17 protein-coding genes are annotated in these 18,687 nt (G+C 73.0%); 11 read left to right on the top strand and 6 right to left on the bottom strand.

The window, feature by feature from the left end; genetic code table 11:
• Positions 1-43 precede the first annotated feature (43 nt).
• Positions 44-2,524 (bottom strand): hypothetical protein, encoded by a 2,481-nt coding sequence (locus ACIQE0_RS06410; protein ID WP_402329483.1) that lies wholly within the window; start codon positions 2,522-2,524, stop codon positions 44-46.
• A 178-nt stretch (positions 2,525-2,702) separates the two neighbouring features.
• On the bottom strand, positions 2,703-3,134 hold the full coding sequence (locus ACIQE0_RS06405) for an OsmC family protein (protein WP_366334708.1): 432 nt from the start codon (positions 3,132-3,134) through the stop codon (positions 2,703-2,705).
• A 195-nt stretch (positions 3,135-3,329) separates the two neighbouring features.
• Between ACIQE0_RS06405 and ACIQE0_RS06400 the strand changes: the two genes are divergently transcribed.
• Both ACIQE0_RS06400 and ACIQE0_RS06395 read left to right on the top strand, forming a co-directional pair.
• The gene (locus ACIQE0_RS06400) at positions 3,330-3,689 is read left to right on the top strand and encodes a histidine triad nucleotide-binding protein (RefSeq protein ID WP_366334710.1); all 360 of its coding nucleotides are present in this window, start codon (positions 3,330-3,332) and stop codon (positions 3,687-3,689) included.
• A 6-nt stretch (positions 3,690-3,695) separates the two neighbouring features.
• The gene (locus ACIQE0_RS06395; protein WP_366334712.1) at positions 3,696-4,601 is read left to right on the top strand and encodes a ribonuclease Z; all 906 of its coding nucleotides are present in this window, start codon (positions 3,696-3,698) and stop codon (positions 4,599-4,601) included.
• Between the two features lie 92 nt (positions 4,602-4,693).
• Here ACIQE0_RS06395 and ACIQE0_RS06390 read toward each other — a convergent pair whose 3' ends face one another.
• Positions 4,694-5,488 carry an HAD family acid phosphatase gene (locus ACIQE0_RS06390; protein WP_402329480.1) on the bottom strand — a complete coding sequence of 265 codons (795 nt, stop codon included), beginning with the start codon at positions 5,486-5,488 and terminating at the stop codon, positions 4,694-4,696.
• A gap of 209 nt (positions 5,489-5,697) precedes the next feature.
• Here ACIQE0_RS06390 and ACIQE0_RS06385 point away from each other — a divergent pair, with 209 nt between their 5' ends.
• From ACIQE0_RS06385 to ACIQE0_RS06375, 3 genes are all read left to right on the top strand, one after another.
• Positions 5,698-7,002 carry an enolase C-terminal domain-like protein gene (locus ACIQE0_RS06385; protein WP_402329478.1) on the top strand — a complete coding sequence of 435 codons (1,305 nt, stop codon included), beginning with the start codon at positions 5,698-5,700 and terminating at the stop codon, positions 7,000-7,002.
• A 162-nt stretch (positions 7,003-7,164) separates the two neighbouring features.
• Positions 7,165-8,250: an S-(hydroxymethyl)mycothiol dehydrogenase gene (locus ACIQE0_RS06380; protein ID WP_366340263.1), complete on the top strand. Its 1,086-nt coding sequence runs from the start codon at positions 7,165-7,167 to the stop codon at positions 8,248-8,250.
• Complete coding sequence (locus ACIQE0_RS06375) at positions 8,250-8,879, top strand: MBL fold metallo-hydrolase (RefSeq protein ID WP_402329475.1); 630 nt, start codon at positions 8,250-8,252, stop codon at positions 8,877-8,879. The genes ACIQE0_RS06380 and ACIQE0_RS06375 overlap by 1 nt, the downstream gene beginning before the upstream one ends.
• Positions 8,880-8,888: 9 nt before the next feature.
• Here the strand turns inward: ACIQE0_RS06375 and ACIQE0_RS06370 are convergent, their stop codons facing one another.
• The gene (locus ACIQE0_RS06370; RefSeq protein WP_366340259.1) at positions 8,889-10,229 is read right to left on the bottom strand and encodes a 6-phospho-beta-glucosidase; all 1,341 of its coding nucleotides are present in this window, start codon (positions 10,227-10,229) and stop codon (positions 8,889-8,891) included.
• 67 nt (positions 10,230-10,296) lie between these two features.
• Here ACIQE0_RS06370 and ACIQE0_RS06365 point away from each other — a divergent pair, with 67 nt between their 5' ends.
• From ACIQE0_RS06365 to era, 6 genes are all read left to right on the top strand, one after another.
• Complete coding sequence (locus ACIQE0_RS06365; RefSeq protein ID WP_402329473.1) at positions 10,297-11,490, top strand: carbohydrate kinase family protein; 1,194 nt, start codon at positions 10,297-10,299, stop codon at positions 11,488-11,490.
• Positions 11,491-11,676: 186 nt separating this feature from the next.
• Positions 11,677-12,678: a PhoH family protein gene (locus tag ACIQE0_RS06360; RefSeq protein ID WP_402329471.1), complete on the top strand. Its 1,002-nt coding sequence runs from the start codon at positions 11,677-11,679 to the stop codon at positions 12,676-12,678.
• A gap of 40 nt (positions 12,679-12,718) precedes the next feature.
• Positions 12,719-13,216 carry an rRNA maturation RNase YbeY gene (gene ybeY, locus ACIQE0_RS06355; RefSeq protein ID WP_366340253.1) on the top strand — a complete coding sequence of 166 codons (498 nt, stop codon included), beginning with the start codon at positions 12,719-12,721 and terminating at the stop codon, positions 13,214-13,216.
• Positions 13,217-13,227: 11 nt separating this feature from the next.
• On the top strand, positions 13,228-14,547 hold the full coding sequence (locus ACIQE0_RS06350; RefSeq protein ID WP_366340251.1) for a hemolysin family protein: 1,320 nt from the start codon (positions 13,228-13,230) through the stop codon (positions 14,545-14,547).
• A gap of 839 nt (positions 14,548-15,386) precedes the next feature.
• Positions 15,387-15,749, top strand: a complete 363-nt coding sequence (locus tag ACIQE0_RS06345; protein WP_366340250.1) for a cytidine deaminase — start codon at positions 15,387-15,389, stop codon at positions 15,747-15,749.
• A gap of 98 nt (positions 15,750-15,847) precedes the next feature.
• Positions 15,848-16,795 (top strand): GTPase Era, encoded by a 948-nt coding sequence (gene era, locus ACIQE0_RS06340; RefSeq protein ID WP_402329469.1) that lies wholly within the window; start codon positions 15,848-15,850, stop codon positions 16,793-16,795.
• Between the two features lie 354 nt (positions 16,796-17,149).
• On the opposite strand, the gene ACIQE0_RS06335 is transcribed toward era, so the two are convergent.
• Together ACIQE0_RS06335 and ACIQE0_RS06330 are read right to left on the bottom strand one after the other, a co-directional pair.
• Entirely contained in the window at positions 17,150-17,425 is a 276-nt protein-coding gene (locus ACIQE0_RS06335; protein WP_402329467.1) for a protealysin inhibitor emfourin, read from the bottom strand.
• 76 nt (positions 17,426-17,501) lie between these two features.
• Positions 17,502-18,590 (bottom strand): M4 family metallopeptidase, encoded by a 1,089-nt coding sequence (locus tag ACIQE0_RS06330; protein ID WP_402329465.1) that lies wholly within the window; start codon positions 18,588-18,590, stop codon positions 17,502-17,504.
• Between the last annotated feature and the right edge of the window lie 97 nt (positions 18,591-18,687).

Genomic DNA, 18,687 nt, shown 5'->3' with positions numbered 1-18,687 from the left:
TGGGCGGGCGCGGAGTGGGCGCGCCGCCGGTCGCCCCGTACTCCTACGCCGCCGGCTGGAGGAGCGCCCCGGCCGTCGTGATCAGCTCCGGGAGGGTGCCGGCGAACGTCGGCAGGAGTTGGAGGCAGACCGCCCAGGTCTCCGGGTCGGTGCCCAGATGCTCGGCGGTCAGGGCGCGGACCCGCTCCCGCAGCGCGCACCGGTCACCGGGCCCCGCGGGCGATTCGGCGGTGCCTATGAGGTGCGGCAGGGTCGTACGGGCGGGAGCGCAGTGGGTGAGGAGGTCCTCGGGGGTGAGGGCGCCGCGCTCCAGGGCGTCCTGGACCCAGCGGGTGTCGGCGGACGGGGTGCCGCCGAGGAGCGCCAGCAGCATCTCGCGCGGGCAGTCCGGCCGCTGCGCGAGCGCCTCGGGGAGATGCGGGGCCAGCGTGCCGGCCCGCTGGGCGGCGAGGAGCGCGGGCCAGGGGAGGGGGACGCCCTCGCCGGCGAGCCTGTCGGGGAGCAGCTCGCCGTCGTAGGCGTCGGAGGCGTTGAGCTGCGCCAGCAGGAGCTCCGGGGCCTCGGCGGCGGCGAGTCGGGCCTGCAGCCGGGGCAGCCCGTCGGGGGCGTCCAGGAGAGCGGTGGTCTGGCGGCGGAGCGTCGCCGGGAGCCGGTCCATGGCGAGGATCTCGCGCACCGCGTCCGGGCCGCCGCGCTCCCACACGGCGATCAGCAGCCGCAGCCGGGCGGCCGGGTGGCGCAGCCGGAGACGGCCGACGAGCGCACGGGCCACGCCGAGATCGCCGGACTCCAGGCCGGCCATCAGCCGGTCGCGGTGGTGGCCGAGGAAGGTCATGTCGAGGGCGGAGCACAGGGCCCTGGGGACCGGGCGGGTGCCGCCGCGGCGCAGCCGGCCGGCCAGCAGCCGCTCCCGTTCCGCGCGGTCGAGGGGCGCGTACGCGAACAGCGCGGCGTCGACGGCCGGTTCGTCCAGCTCCAGCAGCCCGGTGAGGCGCTCGGGCGGCAGGTGGTGGCCGCCGGCGGCCTGGGCGACGCGGGCCTCCGTGCCGTGCGCGGCCACCACCGCCTCCTCGACGGCCGGGGTGGGGTCCCCGAACACCATCAGGTGCTGCACCGCCCGGGAGTCGAGATGGGGGACCACGGCGATCCGGGCCGCCTCGGGGGCGCACCGGAACAGCTCCAGGAAGACCGTGCGGGAGCGCTCCGGCCGGGTCGCCGGGAAGGTCGCGTCCTTGCGCCAGGGCCAGGTCGTGCTGCCCTTCCCCGCGGCGACGGTCGCCAGCGCGTCGGCCACCAGCTCGGCGGCGGTGCCCCGGGCGCGGCCCGTCCGGGCGTACAGCGTCAGCCAGTTGACCGGGTCGGTGCCCAGCGGGGCCAGCAGCGTGCCGACCGCCCTGCGGGTCGGTGCGTGGTCGTAGGGCAGCGCGGTGAGCACCTCCGCCGCCGGGGACAGCTCCGTCAGGAGGCGGTCGGCCGGCAGCCAGCCCGCACGGACGCCGCGGTCGAGGACCTCGGGCAGATACACCTGGTCCGGCCGGGCCTCGGGGCCGGACAGCAGCTCCAGGGGCAGCGTGTCGGCGTACCGCGCGGTCCAGCGCGGCTCGGTGCGGAAGCACTCCGTCACCAGCTCCGCGGGGCATCCGTCCCACCGGATGAGCACCTCCAGCCGCTGGCTGTGCCGGAATCCGGGGCTGCGGTGGGTCTCCTGGCCGAACGGGAGCCGCTGGTGCTCGCGGAGGACCGGCTCCCAGTCCAGGCCGTCGGGCCGGGACAACGGGCCGGAGCCGAGGCGCAGTTCCACCAGGGCGCGCAGATGCGCGGGATCGGTCCACTCGCCGGCCGGCCGCCGCGCCCGCAGGAAGGACTCCGGGTCGGGCGCGGCGGCGGCCTCCTTGAGGGTGGCCGGCAGCCAGGGGTGGCCGAGGGGGTCGGCGTCCGCGCGCCCTTCGAGGCCGCCGTGCAGCTCCGTGATCGCGTCCGGCCCGCCGAGCCCGGCGAGTTGGAGGCAGGCGTCGAGCACGACCGGCGGCGGGAGGTAGGGCCCGAGCACGCCCAGGGTGTACCCGATCAGCTCGGGGAACCGGCCGGTCAGGGCGGCGAGCAGATCGGCGCCGGTGGCATCGTCCTGGAGCACCTGGACCAGGCCGTCCTCCTCGTACCAGCGCGGGTCCGCGGGGTCGGCGGCGCGCAGGGCGACCGTCAGCAGCTCCGGGATGTCGTCCTTGGCGCGCCGCACCACCTCGGGCGTGGGGCGGTACCGCGCGCTCCACAGGGCGCGGGCGATCCGCGGGTCGCCGGTCTCCGCGGCCCGCAGCAGGAACTCCCGGGGATCGGCGGCCAGCGCGGCCCGCAGCCCGCCGCCGTCCGTGCCGGCCAGCTCCGCGACCAGCTCCGCGGGGAGCCCGAACCGCGCGCCGAGGTGGGCCAGCAGCTCGGGGCGCAGCCGCTCGGCGAGCGCGTCGGCGGCGGCCGGATCGACGAGGCCCAGCGCGAGGCGGAGCGCGGGGGCGGGGAGGGCGGTCACGGGCGGATCCCTTCAGTGGCGGGCGGCGCACGGCGGTCCGTGCACGGCTGGGCCGCGCAGTGATCCGCACGTTCCGATCGTGGCACGCACCACTGACAACGCCGCGGCGCACGGGCGGCGCCGGCCCGAACCCCCGCCCCTCGGCGGGACGTTGGGCCGGCGGCCGCCCCACGCCCCGTCAGCCGAGCAGCTCCGCCGCCAGCGTGATGTTCTTGACGCCCGCCAGTGCCTGGCTGACCGGGCAGTTCTGCTTGGCGTCCTGGGCCGCGGCCTGGAAGTCCTCCTCGGTCAGGCCGGGGACCCGGGCCCTGACGGTCAGCGCGATCTTGGTGATGCCCTCGCCCGGCTGGAAGGTGACGTCGGCCTGGGTGTCGAGGCTCTCGACGGTGTGGCCCTTGCCGGCCAGGCCGTGCGAGAAGGCCATCGAGTAGCAGGCGGAGTGGGCCGCCGCGATCAGTTCCTCGGGGCTGGTGACGCCGTTCGGCTGCTCCGCGCGGGCGGGCCAGTTCACGTCGTAGGTGCCGACCTTGGAGGACTCCAGGGCGACGGTGCCCTTGCCCTGGAGGAGATTGCCTTCCCAGTGGGTCTTGGCGGTGCGGGTGGTTGCCATGGTGCATAACTCCCATGTGTGGGTGAATGCGGTCTGAGCGGTCAGCTTAGGGTCAGGTGGGCCGCGATCCGCGGGACCGACCCCGTCGCCGCCCCCGACCGGGCCCCGGGGCCGGCCGGGGTGATCGGCTAGCATCCGGAGGGCGTACGCACGGTGCGTACGGCGCAAGCCGCGCGACCCGGGAGGAGCCCACCGGTGGCGGGAGAACCGCAGGCCGACTGCCTGTTCTGCAAGATCGTGGCGGGGGAGGTGCCGGCGACGATCGTCCGCGAGACCGAGACCACCGTCGCGTTCCGCGACATCAACCCCCAGGCACCGACGCACGTCCTGGTGATCCCCAAGGTGCACTACCCGGACGCGGCGTCGCTCGCCGCCGCCGAGCCCAAGGTGATCGCCGACATACTGTGCGAGTCCCGCGAGGTCGCCCTCGCCGACGAGATCGAGGAGACCGGCTACCGGGTCGTCTTCAACACCGGCGCCGGCGTCGGCCAGACCGTCTTCCACGCGCATCTGCACGTCCTCGGGGGCCGCGGCCTCCAGTGGCCCCCCGGGTAACGAGCCATGTCGGTACGCGAACTGGTCGTCCTGGGGACCGCGAGCCAGGTCCCCACCCGGCACCGCAACCACAACGGCTATCTGCTGCGGTGGGACGGCCAGGGGCTGCTCTTCGACCCCGGCGAGGGCACCCAGCGCCAGATGCTGCGGGCCGGCGTCGCCGCCCACGACCTCAACCGGATCTGCATCACGCACTTCCACGGTGACCACTCGCTGGGCCTGGCCGGGGTGATCCAGCGGATCAACCTCGACCGGGTGCCGCACCCGGTGACCGCCCACTACCCGGCCAGCGGCGAGCGGTTCTTCGAGCGGCTGCGGTACGCCACCGCCTACCGCGAGACCGTCAAGATCGCCCAGCGGCCGGTCTCCGCCGACGGTGAACTGGACCGCGCCAAGGGGTACGTCCTGACGGCGCGCAAGCTCTCGCACCCGGTCGAGTCGTACGGCTACCGCCTCACCGAGCCGGACGGCCGCCGGATGCTCCCGGAGCGGCTGGCCGCCCACGGCATCGCCGGACCGGACGTCGGGCGCCTCCAGCGGGCCGGTGCACTGAACGGCGTCACCCTCGACGAGGTCAGCGAGGTACGGCCCGGGCAGAGCTTCGCCTTCGTCATGGACACCCGGCTGTGCGAGGGCGTCCACGCCCTTGCGGCCGGGGTGGACATGCTGGTGATCGAGTCCACCTTCCTCGACGAGGACGTCCAACTGGCCGAGGACCACGGCCACCTGACGGCCGGGCAGGCGGCCCGGGTGGCCGCCGAGGCCGGGGTGCGCCATCTGGTGCTGACGCACTTCTCGCAGCGCTACGCCGACCCCGCGGACTTCGAGCGGCAGGCCCGCGCGGCGGGCTTCGCCGGCGAACTCACCGTCGCCAGGGACCTGTTGCGGGTCCCGCTCCCCAAGAGGCGCTGACCCGCGGCCCGTATACCCGAGCAGCCCCGGCGCCCCTGAGGGAGCGCCGGGGCTGCTGCCTGCCCGTAAGGCAGTGCGCCGGGGCGGCCGCCCTACGGCAGGTAGTACATCGGGTTCGGCAGCTTGAAGCCGCGCTGTGCGGCGCCGCCCTCCAGATCGCTGTACTGGTCGCCGAAGTTGGCGACGACGCGGTAGCCGAGCGACTCGATGTGCTTGCGGGTGCCCGACTTGAAGCCGATGGTCGAGCAGGTCGTACCGCACGGCAGGTAGGCCGGCGGGTGCTCCTTGTCCCGCAGGTAGACATGGGTGCGGTCCAGCGGGACGTCGTAGCCGACGTTCTTGAGGTTGCGCACGCTCCAGTCGCGCTGCGCCTCCTTGCGGCCGGTGAGGAAGAAGACCTCGGCGCCCTTCTTGTGCGCCCAGTTGACCAGGTCGTTCATGCCGAACACCGGGGCCATGTCGGTGTGTTCCAGGTAGTCGTCCTGGGACGCCGGGGTGAAGTTGAAGCCGACCTTCAGCTCGTAGTTGTAGGTCAGCAGGGTGGTGTCGTCCATGTCCAGGACGATGGCCGGCTTGGCCTTCCCGGTGTCCTTCTTGGCGAGCGCGCCCGCCAGGTAGGCGCGCGCCTTGGCCTCGATGCCGCGGACCTGGCGGGCGTAGTTGCTGGTGGGGGAGGCGTAGTGCTCGCCGTCGGCCGTCACCGTGTCGCCGTAGTACGCCTTGATCTTGTCCTGCACCTGGGTGAGGTTGGGGATCTCCTTGTCGGTGCGCGGCACGGAGTGCTCGGCGGTGGCCTGGCCGGCGCCGAACACCGCGGTCCCGGCGACGAGGGCGGCGGCCACCGCACCGCCCAGGCGGACACGGCGGGAGAGGACGGGGCGGGGCATGCACGGCTCCTTCAGGAAGCGAGGGTGGTCCCGGGTAGGTGTAACAGAGCCGATGGGTGGTCATCTACGCGCGAAGATTAAAGGGTTGTTAAAGGGTGTGGGCGGATTCTCAACTGGCCTGATATGAGGCGCTGTTGACGGTGCGTCGGTGCACTCCCTACCCTCCCTTCCGATCCACGGATGTTGTCCACATATGGAGACGAACGCCGATGGTCGCCCACCGCCCCGCGGACCTGGTCGTCACCGAGGTCCGGCTCACCCCGGTCCTGGTCGCCGACCCCCCACTGCTCAACACCCAAGGCGTGCACCAGCCGTACACCCCGCGCCTGATCATCGAAGTGGTCACCGCGGGCGGCGCCACGGGCCTGGGGGAGACCTACGGGGACACCGAATACCTCGCCCTGGCCCGCCCGTTGGCCGCCGCCCTCGTCGGCCGATCAGTCACCGACCTGAACGGTCTGGCGGTGCTCACCGACCGGACCGCCGCCCCCGTGGGAGACGGCGCGGACGGCGTGGACGCCGCCGGGCTGCGCGGCGTCCGCACCGCCGGCAAGCTCCGCCGCTCGGTCCGCTCCGGCTTCGAGGTCGCCCTCCTGGACGCCTGGGGGCACGCCGCCGGCCTGCCCGTCCACGCCCTGCTCGGCGGCGCGGTGCGCGACCGGGTCGCCTACAGCGCCTATCTCTTCTACCGGTGGCGGCGGCACCCCGACGGCCTCGGCGAGGCCGACGACTGGGGCGCCGCCCTCGATCCGGCCGGCATCGTCGCCCAGGCCCGCCGCTTCGCCGACCGCCACGGCTTCACGTCCTTCAAGCTCAAGGGCGGGGTCTTCGCACCAGAGGAGGAGACCGCCGCGATCCGGGCGTTGGCCGAGGCGTTCCCCGGGCGGCCGCTGCGGCTGGACCCCAACGGCGCCTGGTCGGTGCCCACCGCGCTCCAGGTGGCGCACGCGCTCGCGGACGTCCTGGAGTACCTGGAGGACCCGGTGTCCGGCACCGGGGCGATGGCCGAGGTCGCGGCCCGTACACCGGTCCCGCTCGCCACCAACATGTGTGTCACCACCTTCGAGGAGCTCCCCGAGGCGCTCGCCCGCGACGCCGTACGGATCGTGCTCTCCGACCACCACTACTGGGGCGGCCTGCACGCCACCCGCGAACTCGCCGCCCTCTGCCGCACCTTCGGCCTCGACCTGGCCATGCACTCCAACACCCACCTGGGCATCAGCCTCGCCGCGATGAACCACGTGGCGGCCACCGTGCCCAACCTGGACCACGCCTGCGACACCCACTACCCCTGGCAGACCGAGGACGTCCTCACCGAGCGCCCCGCCTTCCACGACGGCCACCTGGAGGTCGGCGACGCCCCCGGCCTCGGCGTCACCCTCGACCGCGACCGGCTCGCCGCCCTGCACCACCGCTGGCTGGCCGACGGCGGCACCTACCGGGACCGCGACGACGCCGCCGCGATGCGCCGCGCCGACCCCGGCTGGACCACCCCCGCGGTGCCCCGCTGGTGACCGGGGCGGGCCTTCGCGCCCCGCCGGAGGGGCGCACGCCGCCTCTCCGGCCGGGCGCCTCCTGCTGCGCGCCGCCCGCCCCGTCCGCGTACGGTGTGGCACGACCCGGTGGCGGTGCGCCACAGTGGTCCCGTACGTGATCTTTTGAGAGGGGCGGTACCGATGGCACAGGAAGTGCGCGGCGTCGTTGCGCCGGGGAAGAACGAAGCGGTCCGGCTGGAGACGATCCTGGTGCCCGATCCGGGACCGGGCGAGGCCGTGGTCGAGATCCAGGCGTGCGGTGTGTGCCACACCGACCTGCACTACAAGCAGGGCGGGATCAACGACGACTTCCCGTTCCTGCTGGGCCACGAGGCCTCCGGCGTGGTGGAGTCGGTGGGCGAGGGCGTCACCGACCTCGCTCCCGGGGACTTCGTCGTCCTCAACTGGCGCGCGGTGTGCGGCTCCTGTCGGGCGTGCCTGCGCGGGCGGCCCCAGTACTGCTTCAACACCCACAACGCCCGGCAGAAGATGACGCTCAAGGACGGCACCGAGCTGACCCCGGCGCTGGGCATCGGGGCGTTCGCCGACAAGACCCTGGTCGCCGCCGGCCAGTGCACCAAGGTCGACCCGGAGGTCGCGCCGGCCGTCGCCGGGCTGCTGGGCTGCGGGGTGATGGCCGGTATCGGCGCCGCGATCAACACCGGGGGCGTCGGCCGCGGCGACTCGGTCGCGGTCATCGGCTGCGGTGGCGTCGGGGACGCGGCGGTCGTCGGGGCCCGGCTGGCCGGAGCGGCGAAGATCATCGCCGTCGACATCGACGACCGCAAGCTGGAGACCGCCCGCTCCATGGGCGCCACCCACACCGTCAACTCCCATGCCACCGACCCCGTCGAGGCCGTCCGGGAGCTCACCGGCGGCTTCGGCGCCGACGTCGTCATCGACGCGGTCGGCCGCCCGGAGACCTACCGGCAGGCGTTCTACGCCCGCGACCTGGCGGGCACGGTCGTCCTGGTGGGCGTGCCCACCCCCGAGATGACCCTGGAACTCCCGCTCCTGGACGTCTTCGGCCGCGGCGGCGCCCTGAAGTCCTCCTGGTACGGCGACTGCCTGCCGTCCCGGGACTTCCCGATGCTGATCGACCTCCACCAGCAGGGCCGGATCGACCTCGGCGGGTTCGTCACCGAGACCATCGGCATCGACGAGGTGGAGCGGGCCTTCGACCGGATGCACGCCGGCGACGTGCTGCGCTCGGTGGTGGTGCTGTGATGACCGCCCGCATCGACCACCTCGTCACCTCCGGGACGTTCTCGCTCGACGGCGGCACCTGGGACGTCGACAACAACGTGTGGATCATCGGCGACGGCTCGGAGGCCGTGGTCATCGATGCCGCCCATGACGCCGACGCCATCCTCCGGGCCCTCGACGGACGCACCCTGCGCGCGATCATCTGCACCCACGCGCACAACGACCACATCGACGCGGCCCCGGCGCTCGCCGCCCGTACGGGCGCGCGGATCCTGCTGCACCCCGACGACCTGCCGCTGTGGAAGCAGACCCATCCGGACACCGCCCCCGACGGGGACCTGTCGGACGGTCAGGTGCTGACCATCGCCGGCGTCGACCTGACCGTGCTGCAGACCCCGGGCCACGCGCCCGGCGCGGTCTGCCTCCACGCCCCCGACCTGAAGACCGTGTTCACCGGGGACACCCTCTTCCAGGGCGGCCCCGGCGCCACCGGCCGGTCCTTCTCCGACTTCCCGACGATCATCGACTCGATCCGCGACCGGCTGCTGACCCTGCCGCCGGACACCGTGGTCCACACCGGCCACGGCGACTCGACGACCATCGGCGCGGAGGCGCCCCACCTGGCGGAGTGGGTGTCGCGGGGGCACTAGCAGCCCCGCTCACGCCCCCGTGGCCGCCCGCTCAAGGATGCGGGCGGCCACCGCCGCGGAGTCCACCAGCGGGTGCAGGGCCAGCGCCCGCAGGGCCGCGTCGCGGTCCTTGAACAGGGCGGCGTCCACCGTCGCCCGCTCGACCGCCTTGATCTGGAGCATCAGCCCCAACTGGTCGGCGCGCAGCGGCGCGCAGGGCAGCGGGCGCGCCCCCTTGGCGGTCACCTCGCACACCGTCTCCACGATCGCGTCCGGCGGCAGTTCCGGCACCGTCGTCCCGTTGCGGACGTTGAGGATCAGCCGCCGCCCGGTGTCGCCGGCGATGGCGTGCATCAGGGCGAGCGCGACCCGGTCGTAGCCGCCGCCCTCCAGGTCCTGGCTGTCGCGCTGCCAGCCGCCGGTGGCCTCGCGGCTGTGCGCCATGTACGTCTCCTCGCGCTCCAGCCGGGTCCGCTCCCACAGGTCGTACACCGCGTCCGGGGAGCCGGCCGCCGTGGCCCGCTCGAAGAAGCCGCCCTGCTGCCGGTCCAGGAATTCCCCGCGGGTCTGCGCGGTGTCCCGTACGGAGTGCAGGGTCTCCCGGCGGAAGTAGTAGTAGTGCAGGTACTCGTTGGGGAGGGCGCCGAGGACGCGCAGCCAGTCCGGCCCGAAGAGCCGGCCCTCCTCGAAGGAGCCCAGGGCCGCCCCGTCGGTCAGCAGGCCGGGCAGCACGTCGGTGCCGTCGAGGGTCAACGACCGCAGCCAGCCGAGGTGGTTGAGGCCCACGTAGTCGTAACCGGACCGGTCCGGGTCCTCCAGGGCCGCCGGGTCCCCGCCGGCCGCCCGCGCCGCCCGGCGGACCAGCCCCACGGGTGAGTCGCAGATCCCGATGACCCGGTCGCCCAGCACCTGCGCCATCGCCTCGGTCACCATCCCCGCGGGATTGGTGAAGTTGATGACCCAGGCCCCCGGGGAGAGCGCCGCGACCCGCTCGGCGATGTGCAGCGCCACCGGGATCGTCCGCAGCCCGTAGAGGACCCCGCCCGCGCCGACCGTCTCCTGGCCCAGGACGCCCTCGGAGAGCGGGATCCGCTCGTCCCGGATACGGCCCGCGGTGCCGCCGACCCGGATGGCGGAGAAGACGAAGTCGGCGCCGGTCAGCGCCGCGTCGAGAGTCTTCGCCACCCGTACGGGTACCGCTTCGGTACGCCCCCGTGCCAGCCGGGCCAGGACGTCGGAGATCACCGCGACCCGGCGCGGATCGGTGTCGTACAGCGTCAACTCGGAGACGGAGCGTGTCGGATCGTCCAATAGCGCGCGGTAGACCAGCGGCACCCGGAAGCCGCCACCGCCGAGAACGGAGAGCCTCATGGGGCGGAACGTACCGCAGCATCAGGCACACTGGCGGCACGAGTCGCGTACGAGAGGGGCGAGCGCGGTGAACACTGGCCGACGCGAAGTGCAACCGCCCGCGGGGCCGTCCGCCGCGCCGCCCGGGCTCGATCCGCTGGCCGGGGTGCGCCGCGACGGCGACCCGCCCACCGACGTCTACCTCACCGGCACCGTCTTCCTCGACATCATCTTCACCGGCCTGGACTCCGCCCCGGTCCGCGGCACCGAATCCTGGGCCCGCGGCATGGGGTCCAGCCCCGGGGGCGTCGCCAACATGGCCACCGCACTGGCCCGGCTCGGGCTGCGCACCTCCCTGGCCGCCGCGTTCGGCGACGACATGTACGGCGAGTACTGCTGGGAGGCGCTGGCACAGGGCGAGGGCATCGACCTGTCCTTCTCCCGCAAGGTCCCCGGCTGGCACTCCCCGGTCACCGTCTCGATGGCCTACGAGGGCGAGCGGACCATGGTCTCGCACGGCCACCAGGCCCCGCCGCCGGACTTCGTCTTCGACGGCCGGCACGCGCCCGGCTGCCCGCCGCCGACCCGGGCCTGCGTCGCCTCGCTCGTCCCCGGCCGCCGGGAGAGTTGGCTGGGCTGCGCGGCCGGCCGCGGCTCCCGGATCTTCGCCGACGTCGGCTGGGACGACTCCGGCCGCTGGGACCCGGCCGACCTCGCCGACCTGGAGCACTGCGAGGCGTTCCTGCCCAACGCCGAGGAGGCGATGCGCTACACCCGCACCGACTGCCCGCGCGCCGCCGCCCGCAAGCTCGCCGACCTGGTCCCGCTCGCCGTGGTCACGCTCGGCTCGGAGGGCGCCTACGCGGTGGACGCCCGCAGCGGGGAGAGCGCCGAGGTGCCCGCCATCGTCGTGGAGGCGCTGGACCCGACCGGCGCCGGGGACGTCTTCGTCGCCGGCTTCGTCACCGGCACCCTCGCCGACTGGCCGCTGGCCGACCGGCTGGCGTTCGCCGGGCTGAGCGCCGCCCTGTCGGTGCAGGAGTTCGGGGGCTCGCTCTCCGCGCCCGGATGGGCCGAGATCGCCGCCTGGTGGCGCCGGGCGCGGGTCTGCGACACCGAGGTGGGCGCCGGGCTGCGCCGCCAGTACGGCTTCCTGGACGGGCTGCTGCCGGCCCCCGGTGCGGTCGCCGGCCCCGGTGAGGCGGCCGAGGCCGTGCGCCCCGCCGGCCCGTCCCCGCTGGCCCGTGCGGTCCCCACGATCGGCTTCCGCCGCCCGGTCTGAGCCGCGCCCGCAGACCCCGGCCGCGGCCCGCCCGGGCCTGCGCCCCCGCCCGCGGGAAAACCCGACCGGCTTGTCAGTGCCCCGTCGTACTCTGGTAGCGCAAGGGGCCCGTGCGGACGCCTTCCTCGAAGAGCCGCAGCTGTGATGAGCAAAGGATGGGGGTTGAGCAGGCCACCCGGCCTACCCATGACGCAGACACCCACACGAGCGCAGGCGAGCGCCCAGTTCACCGTCCCGGCCAAGCACCCGATGGTGACGGTCCTGGGATCCGGCGACTCGCTCCTGCGTGTGATCGAGGACGCCTTCCCCGCCACCGACATCCACGTCCGGGGCAACGAGATCAGCGCGGTCGGCGACGCCCGGGAAGTCGCCCTCGTCCAGCGCCTGTTCGACGAGATGATGCTGGTGCTCCGCACCGGGCAACCGATGACGGAGGACGCAGTGGAACGCTCCATCGCCATGCTGCGCGCGGCGGAGAACGGCGAGGGAGCCCCCGAGACCCCGGCCGAGGTGCTCACTCAGAACATCCTCTCCAACCGCGGCCGCACCATCCGCCCCAAGACCCTCAACCAGAAGCGCTATGTCGACGCCATAGACAAGCACACCATCGTCTTCGGGATCGGGCCGGCCGGCACCGGCAAGACCTACCTGGCCATGGCCAAGGCCGTCCAGGCACTCCAGGCCAAGCAGGTCAACCGCATCATCCTCACCCGCCCCGCGGTCGAGGCCGGCGAGCGCCTGGGCTTCCTGCCCGGCACCCTCTACGAGAAGATCGACCCCTACCTGCGCCCGCTCTACGACGCCCTGCACGACATGCTCGACCCCGACTCCATCCCGCGCCTGATGGCGGCCGGGACGATCGAGGTCGCGCCGCTGGCGTACATGCGCGGCCGGACGCTCAACGACGCCTTCATCATTCTCGACGAGGCGCAGAACACCAGCCCCGAGCAGATGAAGATGTTCCTCACCCGGCTCGGGTTCGACTCGAAGATAGTCATCACCGGCGATGTGACCCAGATCGACCTGCCGGGCGGCACGAAGAGCGGTCTGCGCCAGGTCCGGGAGATCCTGACCGGCGTCGACGACGTCCACTTCTCCGAGCTCACCAGCAAGGACGTGGTCCGGCACAAGCTCGTCGGCCGTATCGTCGACGCCTACGAGAAGTACGACAGCCGCAACGGCAAATAGCCCGCGCTGCGCGACCAAGAAGCGAGACCTGACCTTCCCCATGTCGATCGACGTCAACAACGAGTCCGGTACGGACATCGATGAGCAGGCGATCCTGGACGTCGCCCGCCACGCCCTGGCCCGGATGCGGATCCACCCGCTCTCCGAGCTGTCGATCATCGTCGTGGACGCCGAGGCCATGGAGCAGCTCCACCTCCAGTGGATGGACCTCCCCGGCCCGACGGACGTGATGTCCTTCCCGATGGACGAGCTGCGGCCGCCGTCCAAGGACGAGGAGGAGCCCCCGCAGGGGCTCCTCGGCGACATCGTGCTCTGCCCGGAGGTCGCCGAGCAGCAGGGCAAGGCGGCCCCGACGGGGCACAGCATGGACGAGGAGCTCCAGCTGCTGACCGTGCACGGCGTCCTGCACCTGCTCGGTTACGACCACGAGGAGCCGGACGAGAAGGCCGAGATGTTCGGCCTCCAGGCCGCGATCGTCGACGGCTGGCGGGCGGAGCGGGGCCTGACCGGTCCCTCGCCGGCCCCCACCGTCACCTGACGGGGCGCGCGATGACCACTCTGATCGCCGTCGCGGTGCTGCTCGTCGTGATCGCCTGGCTCGCCGCCTGCGCGGAGGCCGGACTGACCCGGACGACCAGCTTCCGCGCCGAGGAGGCGGTCCGCTCCGGCCGCCGCGGCAGCGCCAAGCTCGCCGCGGTCGCCGCCGACCCCACCCGCTACCTCAACGTCGCCCTGCTGGTGCGGGTCGGCTGCGAGGTGGCCGCCGGCGCCCTGGTGACCTACGCCTGCCTGCGCGCGTTCGACACGACCTGGCAGGCGCTGACCGTCGCCATCGCGGTGATGGTGCTGGTCTCCTACGTCGCCGTCGGGGTCTCCCCGCGCACCATCGGCCGCCAGCACCCGCTCAACACCGCGACCGCTGCGGCCTATGTCCTGCTGCCGCTGGCCCGGGTGATGGGCCCGGTGCCGCAGCTGCTGATCCTGCTCGGCAACGCCCTCACCCCCGGCAAGGGCTTCCGCAAGGGCCCGTTCGCCTCCGAGGCGGAGCTGCGGTCCCTGGTGGACCTGGCCGAGAAGGAGTCGCTGATCGAGGACGAGGAGCGCCGGATGGTGCACTCGGTCTTCCAGCTCGGCGACACCCTCGTGCGGGAGGTGATGGTGCCGCGCACGGACCTGATCTCCGTCGAGCGGTTCAAGACCATCCGGCAGGCGCTGACCCTGGCGCTGCGCTCCGGCTTCTCCCGGATCCCGGTGACCGGCGAGAACGAGGACGACGTCGTCGGCGTCGTCTACCTCAAGGACCTCGCCCGCAAGGTGCACATCAGCCGGGACGCGGAGAACGAGCTGGTGTCCACGGCGATGCGCCCGGCGGTGTTCGTCCCGGACACCAAGAACGCCGGCGACCTGCTGCGCGAGATGCAGCGGGACCGCAACCACGTCGCGGTGGTGATCGACGAGTACGGCGGCACCGCCGGCATCGTGACCATCGAGGACATCCTGGAGGAGATCGTCGGCGAGATCACCGACGAGTACGACCGGGAGCTGCCGCCGGTGCAGGACCTGGGCGGCGGCCGGTACCGCGTCACCGCCCGGCTGGACATCGGTGCGCTGGGCGAGCTGTACGGCCTGGCGGAGCTGGACGACGAGGACGTGGAGACCGTCGGCGGGCTGCTGGCGAAGCTGCTGGGCCGGGTCCCGATCGCCGGGGCGACCGCCGAGATCGACCTCTCCGACGACACCTCGGACCCGGATCTCAAGTCGCTGCGGCTGATCGCCGAATCGCCGGCCGGCCGCCGCAACAAGATCGTCACGGTGCTCTGCGAACCGGTCCGCGCGGCGGACGCGGAGGGTGACGGCACCGGTCGCTGACCGTCCGCCCCACCCCCTCGCGCCCGCGGTCACGGCCGCGGGCGCCCGCCGTCGCGGGGCCGGGCCACCCCGCACGGCTACTGATCTGCAGTACAGCGGAAATATCCTCAAAGCCATTTCCGACTGCGCTGGATTCCTTCACCAATTCCGTGGAAAGATCTTCGAGCCGGCGCCGGAAAAGGCGCCGGCACTTTGCGGCAGAGGGAAGTCGAACGGAATGCGTGGAAGAAAAGCCGTGGTGGTGCCCACCGTCGCGGCGGCTCTGCGGACGGACTGTCCGGGCGGAATCGACGCCCCCGCCGCGAGCGGAAATACCAGCGGAAACACCAGATATGAGGATTCCGGGGACAGTGGCGATGGCGCCGCTGACTTCCCGGAAGCGGTTTCGTCGATCTCAGCCGCCGGGCGGTGACGGAAAGGCCGCCGCGAGACCTGCGATGACGTCCGGCTCGGCCGCGGACATCGCAAGAACGAGCACCGGGCCCGGTGCCGGCACACCGTCGGACGGTGGCCGGCGGCCCGGTGGTCACACCGGACTCCGACAACGGGCCACGGCCCCGCACGCACCACGAGCGGGGCGCCGCCGCCCGAGGCGGATCCGGAAACGACGTTGGCTGAAGAGCCGGGTGCCCCGGCACAGGGGAGCGGGGCAACCGGACTCTTCAGCCTTCGTGCGTCGGGCCACGGTGCCGGCGGCGGACCGGCCGGCGGCCGCATCCGGGCAACGGCCCCTGGGGAGCGCGCACTTGCCGTCCGGCCCGCACCACCGGGCAGCCGCCGCGGCAACCAGGGGGAGACACGTCGCCTCCCTTCTCCCGGCCCCGCATATGCTCGCCCGTATGACCGAAGCCGCACCGCTGGACCCCGAAGACCGCAAGATCATCACGCTCGCGCGCTCGGCGCGGGCCCGTAACGGCGTCCCCGAGGGCGCCGCCGTCCGCGACGAGACCGGCCGCACCTACGTCGCCGGCACCGTCGCCCTGGACTCCCTCAAGCTCAGCGCCCTCCAGACGGCCGTCGCGATGGCCGTCGCCAGCGGCGCCACGTCCCTGGAGGCCGCGGCCGTGGTCACCGACGCCGAACAGGCCGCCGACGCCGACCGGGCGGCCGTGCGCGACCTCGGCGGCCCGGACACCCCCGTCCTGGTCGCCGCCCCCGACGGCACCCTGCGCGCCAGCGTCCCGGCGGGCCCGTCGGCCTGACCGCACCACGGGCCGGCGCGCCGCACCCGGCGTGCCCGCCCGGCCGCGTCCGGCGACGGAGCGGCGGATGGTCGGAGCCGCCGCGGGGATCGGGGAGAATGGGCGCCATGAGCGTTCGTACAGAGTCCACCGTCCCGCACCGCGCCGGCTTCGCCTGCTTCGTCGGCCGCCCCAACGCGGGCAAGTCCACCCTGACGAACGCTCTCGTCGGGACGAAGGTGGCGATCACCTCCAACCGCCCGCAGACCACCCGCCACACCGTGCGCGGCATCGTGCACCGCCCCGACGCCCAGCTGGTCCTGGTCGACACCCCGGGCCTGCACAAGCCGCGCACCCTCCTCGGCGAGCGGCTCAACGACGTGGTCCGCACCACCTGGTCCGAGGTCGACGTGATCGGCTTCTGCCTCCCCGCCGACCAGAAGATCGGCCCGGGCGACCGCTACATCGCCGGCGAGCTGGCCGACATCAAGAAGACCCCCAAGGTCGCCATCGTCACCAAGACCGACCTGGTCGACTCCAAGACGCTGGCCGCCCAGCTGCTCGCCATCGACCAGCTCGGCAGGGAACTGGGCATCGAGTGGGCCGAGATCGTCCCGGTCTCCGCCGTCGGCGACAAGCAGGTCGCGCTCCTCGCCGACCTCCTCGTCCCGCTGCTCCCCGAGGGTCCGGCGCTCTACCCGGAGGGCGACCTCACCGACGAGCCGGAGCAGGTGATGGTCGCCGAGCTGATCCGCGAGGCCGCGCTGGAGGGCGTCCGCGACGAGCTGCCGCACTCCATCGCCGTCGTCGTCGAGGAGATGCTGCCGCGCGAGGACCGCCCCGCCGACAAGCCGCTGCTGGACATCCACGCCAACGTCTACATCGAGCGCCCCAGTCAGAAGGGGATCATCATCGGTCCCAAGGGCAAGCGGCTGAAGGAAGTCGGCACCAAGTCCCGCAAGCACATCGAGGCGCTCCTGGGTACGCCGGTCTTCCTCGACCTGCACGTCAAGGTCGCCAAGGACTGGCAGCGCGACCCCAAGCAGCTTCGTAAGCTGGGCTTCTAGCCCTCCACGGGGCGCTTGCGCTGGGCCTGCTTCCCACGTTGTCGGGTTTCCCGCCGCGGGGGTGCCGTTTTTCGCGCCTGCGGCGCGTTGGCGTTGTCCGCTGCGCGTCACGTTGCCGCTGCGCGGGGCGGGTCCGCTGCGCGGGGCTGTTCGGCCGCGGTGCCGGGTCTGCGGGGCAGGGGTGTGCCGGACTGCTGCGCTTTACGTCCGGCACACCCCTGCCCCGCAGACCCGTCCCCTCCCGTTGTGGGGGGTAAGTCCCATGCTGTGGCTGTCCGTTGGTGGGGCGGTGCGGGTCGTGTGGTGAGTGGTGACCGTTGGTGGTCCGCTCGGCTCAGCCGGGCGAAGGGGGGACTAGGCGCCTTCCTTCAGTACGCGCGTGATCAACTCCCGCTGGTCGTCCGTGAGATCGGGGTCCGCGCAGTACGCCGTCCTGCCGTCGACGGTGAGGGTGTAGCGGAAGCCGTCGGGGACGCCGGGGGGTGGCGCGGTGTGTGCCGCGGCCATGGCGCGGTCGGCGAGGGCGTGCCAGTCGGTGGCCTCGGCGCCGAGGGCGCCGTCGGCGGTGTCGATCTCGGCCTGCCGTGCGATGCCGGCGAAGCCGCCCGTGCGGCGGATGTGGATACGCATGGGGTGTTCCTACCCGGTGGGGTGGGAGTAGTCGCGTGCGGGCAGGTGGCACGCGACCACTCCGGCCCCGAAGGGGCTACTTGCCGGTGATGCCGACCGTGGACCACGCCTTGACCACGGCCTCGTGTTCGGCGCCCGAGCCGCCGTAGCGGGCCTGGGCGGCCTGGACGGTGAGGTGGGCGAAGTCGGCGAACTGGGCGTTCTTGGCCAGGTGGCCGCCGGTGAGGACGTCGTACCAGATCTGGCCGGCGCGCTCCCACGCCTTGCCGCCGAGTGCGCTGGCGACGAGGTAGAAGGCGTGGTTGGGGATGCCGGAGTTCACATGGACGCCGCCGTTGTCCTCGCTGGTCTGGACGAAGCCGGCCATGGTGGCGGGCTGCGGGTCCTTGCCCAGGTGCGGGTCGTCGTAGGCGGTGCCGGGGGCCTTCATGGAGCGCAGGGCCTGGCCGTGCACGCCGGGGGCGAGCAGGTCCGCGCCGATCAGCCAGTCGGCTTTGTCGGCGGTCTGGTTCAGGGCGTACTGCTTGATGAGGGAGCCGAAGACGTCGGAGACGGACTCGTTGAGGGCGCCGGACTGGCCCTGGTAGTCGAGGGAGGCGGTGTACTGGGTGACGCCGTGGGTGAGTTCGTGGCCGATGACGTCGACGGGGATGGTGAAGTCCTTGAAGAGCGTGCCGTCGCCGTCGCCGAAGACCATCCGCTGGCCGTCCCAGAAGGCGTTGTCGTACTTCTCGCCGTAGTGGACGGTGGCGTTGAGCGGGAGGCCGGCGCCGTCGATGGACTTGCGGCCGTAGGCCTTCAGGTAGAAGGCGAAGGTGGCGCCGAGGCCGGTCTGCGCGCGGTTGACCGAGGCGTCCTTGGCGGGGCCCTCGGATTCGGAGTGGACCTTGTTGCCGGGGAGGTTCTGCTGGTGGCCGGCGTCGTAGATGGTGCGGTTCGGCTTGTCGGCGGCGACCCGGGCCTCCTGCGGGGCGATCAGCTGCGCGGTCAGGTCGGCGCGCCGGGTGCGGTGGAGGGCGTCGTGCTCCAGGGTGCGGCGGGCGGGCTCGTGCCGGGACGGGTCGTCGGACTCGGCGAGTTTGCCGAGGATGTGCGGCGGCACGATCGTGCAGAAGACGGGCGAGGCGGCGGTTGCGGGGTGCTTCTGGGTCGCGAAATCCTTCATAAGGAAACGGTGGCACTGTGTAAGGCGTCTGTCACTGTCAGCGGCCGAAGTTCCTGAATATGTGTGGTTGGTCGCATTCTTCCCCTTACGTCCGTGC

Origin of the sequence: Streptomyces sp. NPDC093097, from assembly GCF_044754325.1 — a bacterium.
Lineage (GTDB): Bacteria > Actinomycetota > Actinomycetes > Streptomycetales > Streptomycetaceae > Streptomyces.
The sequence above is the reverse complement of the archived record's forward strand: the minus strand, read 5'-3'. Positions and strand labels throughout refer to the sequence as shown.

Coding starts and splice junctions, on each gene's coding strand:
- ACIQE0_RS06405 (WP_366334708.1), bottom strand. CDS start 3,134: ATGGCAACCACCCGCACCGCCAAGACCCACTGGGAAGGCAATCTCCTC.
- ACIQE0_RS06345 (WP_366340250.1), top strand. CDS start 15,387: ATGACCGAAGCCGCACCGCTGGACCCCGAAGACCGCAAGATCATCACG.
- ACIQE0_RS06370 (WP_366340259.1), bottom strand. CDS start 10,229: ATGAGGCTCTCCGTTCTCGGCGGTGGCGGCTTCCGGGTGCCGCTGGTC.
- ACIQE0_RS06385 (WP_402329478.1), top strand. CDS start 5,698: ATGGTCGCCCACCGCCCCGCGGACCTGGTCGTCACCGAGGTCCGGCTC.
- ybeY (WP_366340253.1), top strand. CDS start 12,719: ATGTCGATCGACGTCAACAACGAGTCCGGTACGGACATCGATGAGCAG.
- ACIQE0_RS06380 (WP_366340263.1), top strand. CDS start 7,165: ATGGCACAGGAAGTGCGCGGCGTCGTTGCGCCGGGGAAGAACGAAGCG.
- ACIQE0_RS06395 (WP_366334712.1), top strand. CDS start 3,696: ATGTCGGTACGCGAACTGGTCGTCCTGGGGACCGCGAGCCAGGTCCCC.
- era (WP_402329469.1), top strand. CDS start 15,848: ATGGGCGCCATGAGCGTTCGTACAGAGTCCACCGTCCCGCACCGCGCC.
- ACIQE0_RS06390 (WP_402329480.1), bottom strand. CDS start 5,488: ATGCCCCGCCCCGTCCTCTCCCGCCGTGTCCGCCTGGGCGGTGCGGTG.
- ACIQE0_RS06375 (WP_402329475.1), top strand. CDS start 8,250: ATGACCGCCCGCATCGACCACCTCGTCACCTCCGGGACGTTCTCGCTC.
- ACIQE0_RS06330 (WP_402329465.1), bottom strand. CDS start 18,590: ATGAAGGATTTCGCGACCCAGAAGCACCCCGCAACCGCCGCCTCGCCC.
- ACIQE0_RS06350 (WP_366340251.1), top strand. CDS start 13,228: ATGACCACTCTGATCGCCGTCGCGGTGCTGCTCGTCGTGATCGCCTGG.
- ACIQE0_RS06360 (WP_402329471.1), top strand. CDS start 11,677: ATGACGCAGACACCCACACGAGCGCAGGCGAGCGCCCAGTTCACCGTC.
- ACIQE0_RS06335 (WP_402329467.1), bottom strand. CDS start 17,425: ATGCGTATCCACATCCGCCGCACGGGCGGCTTCGCCGGCATCGCACGG.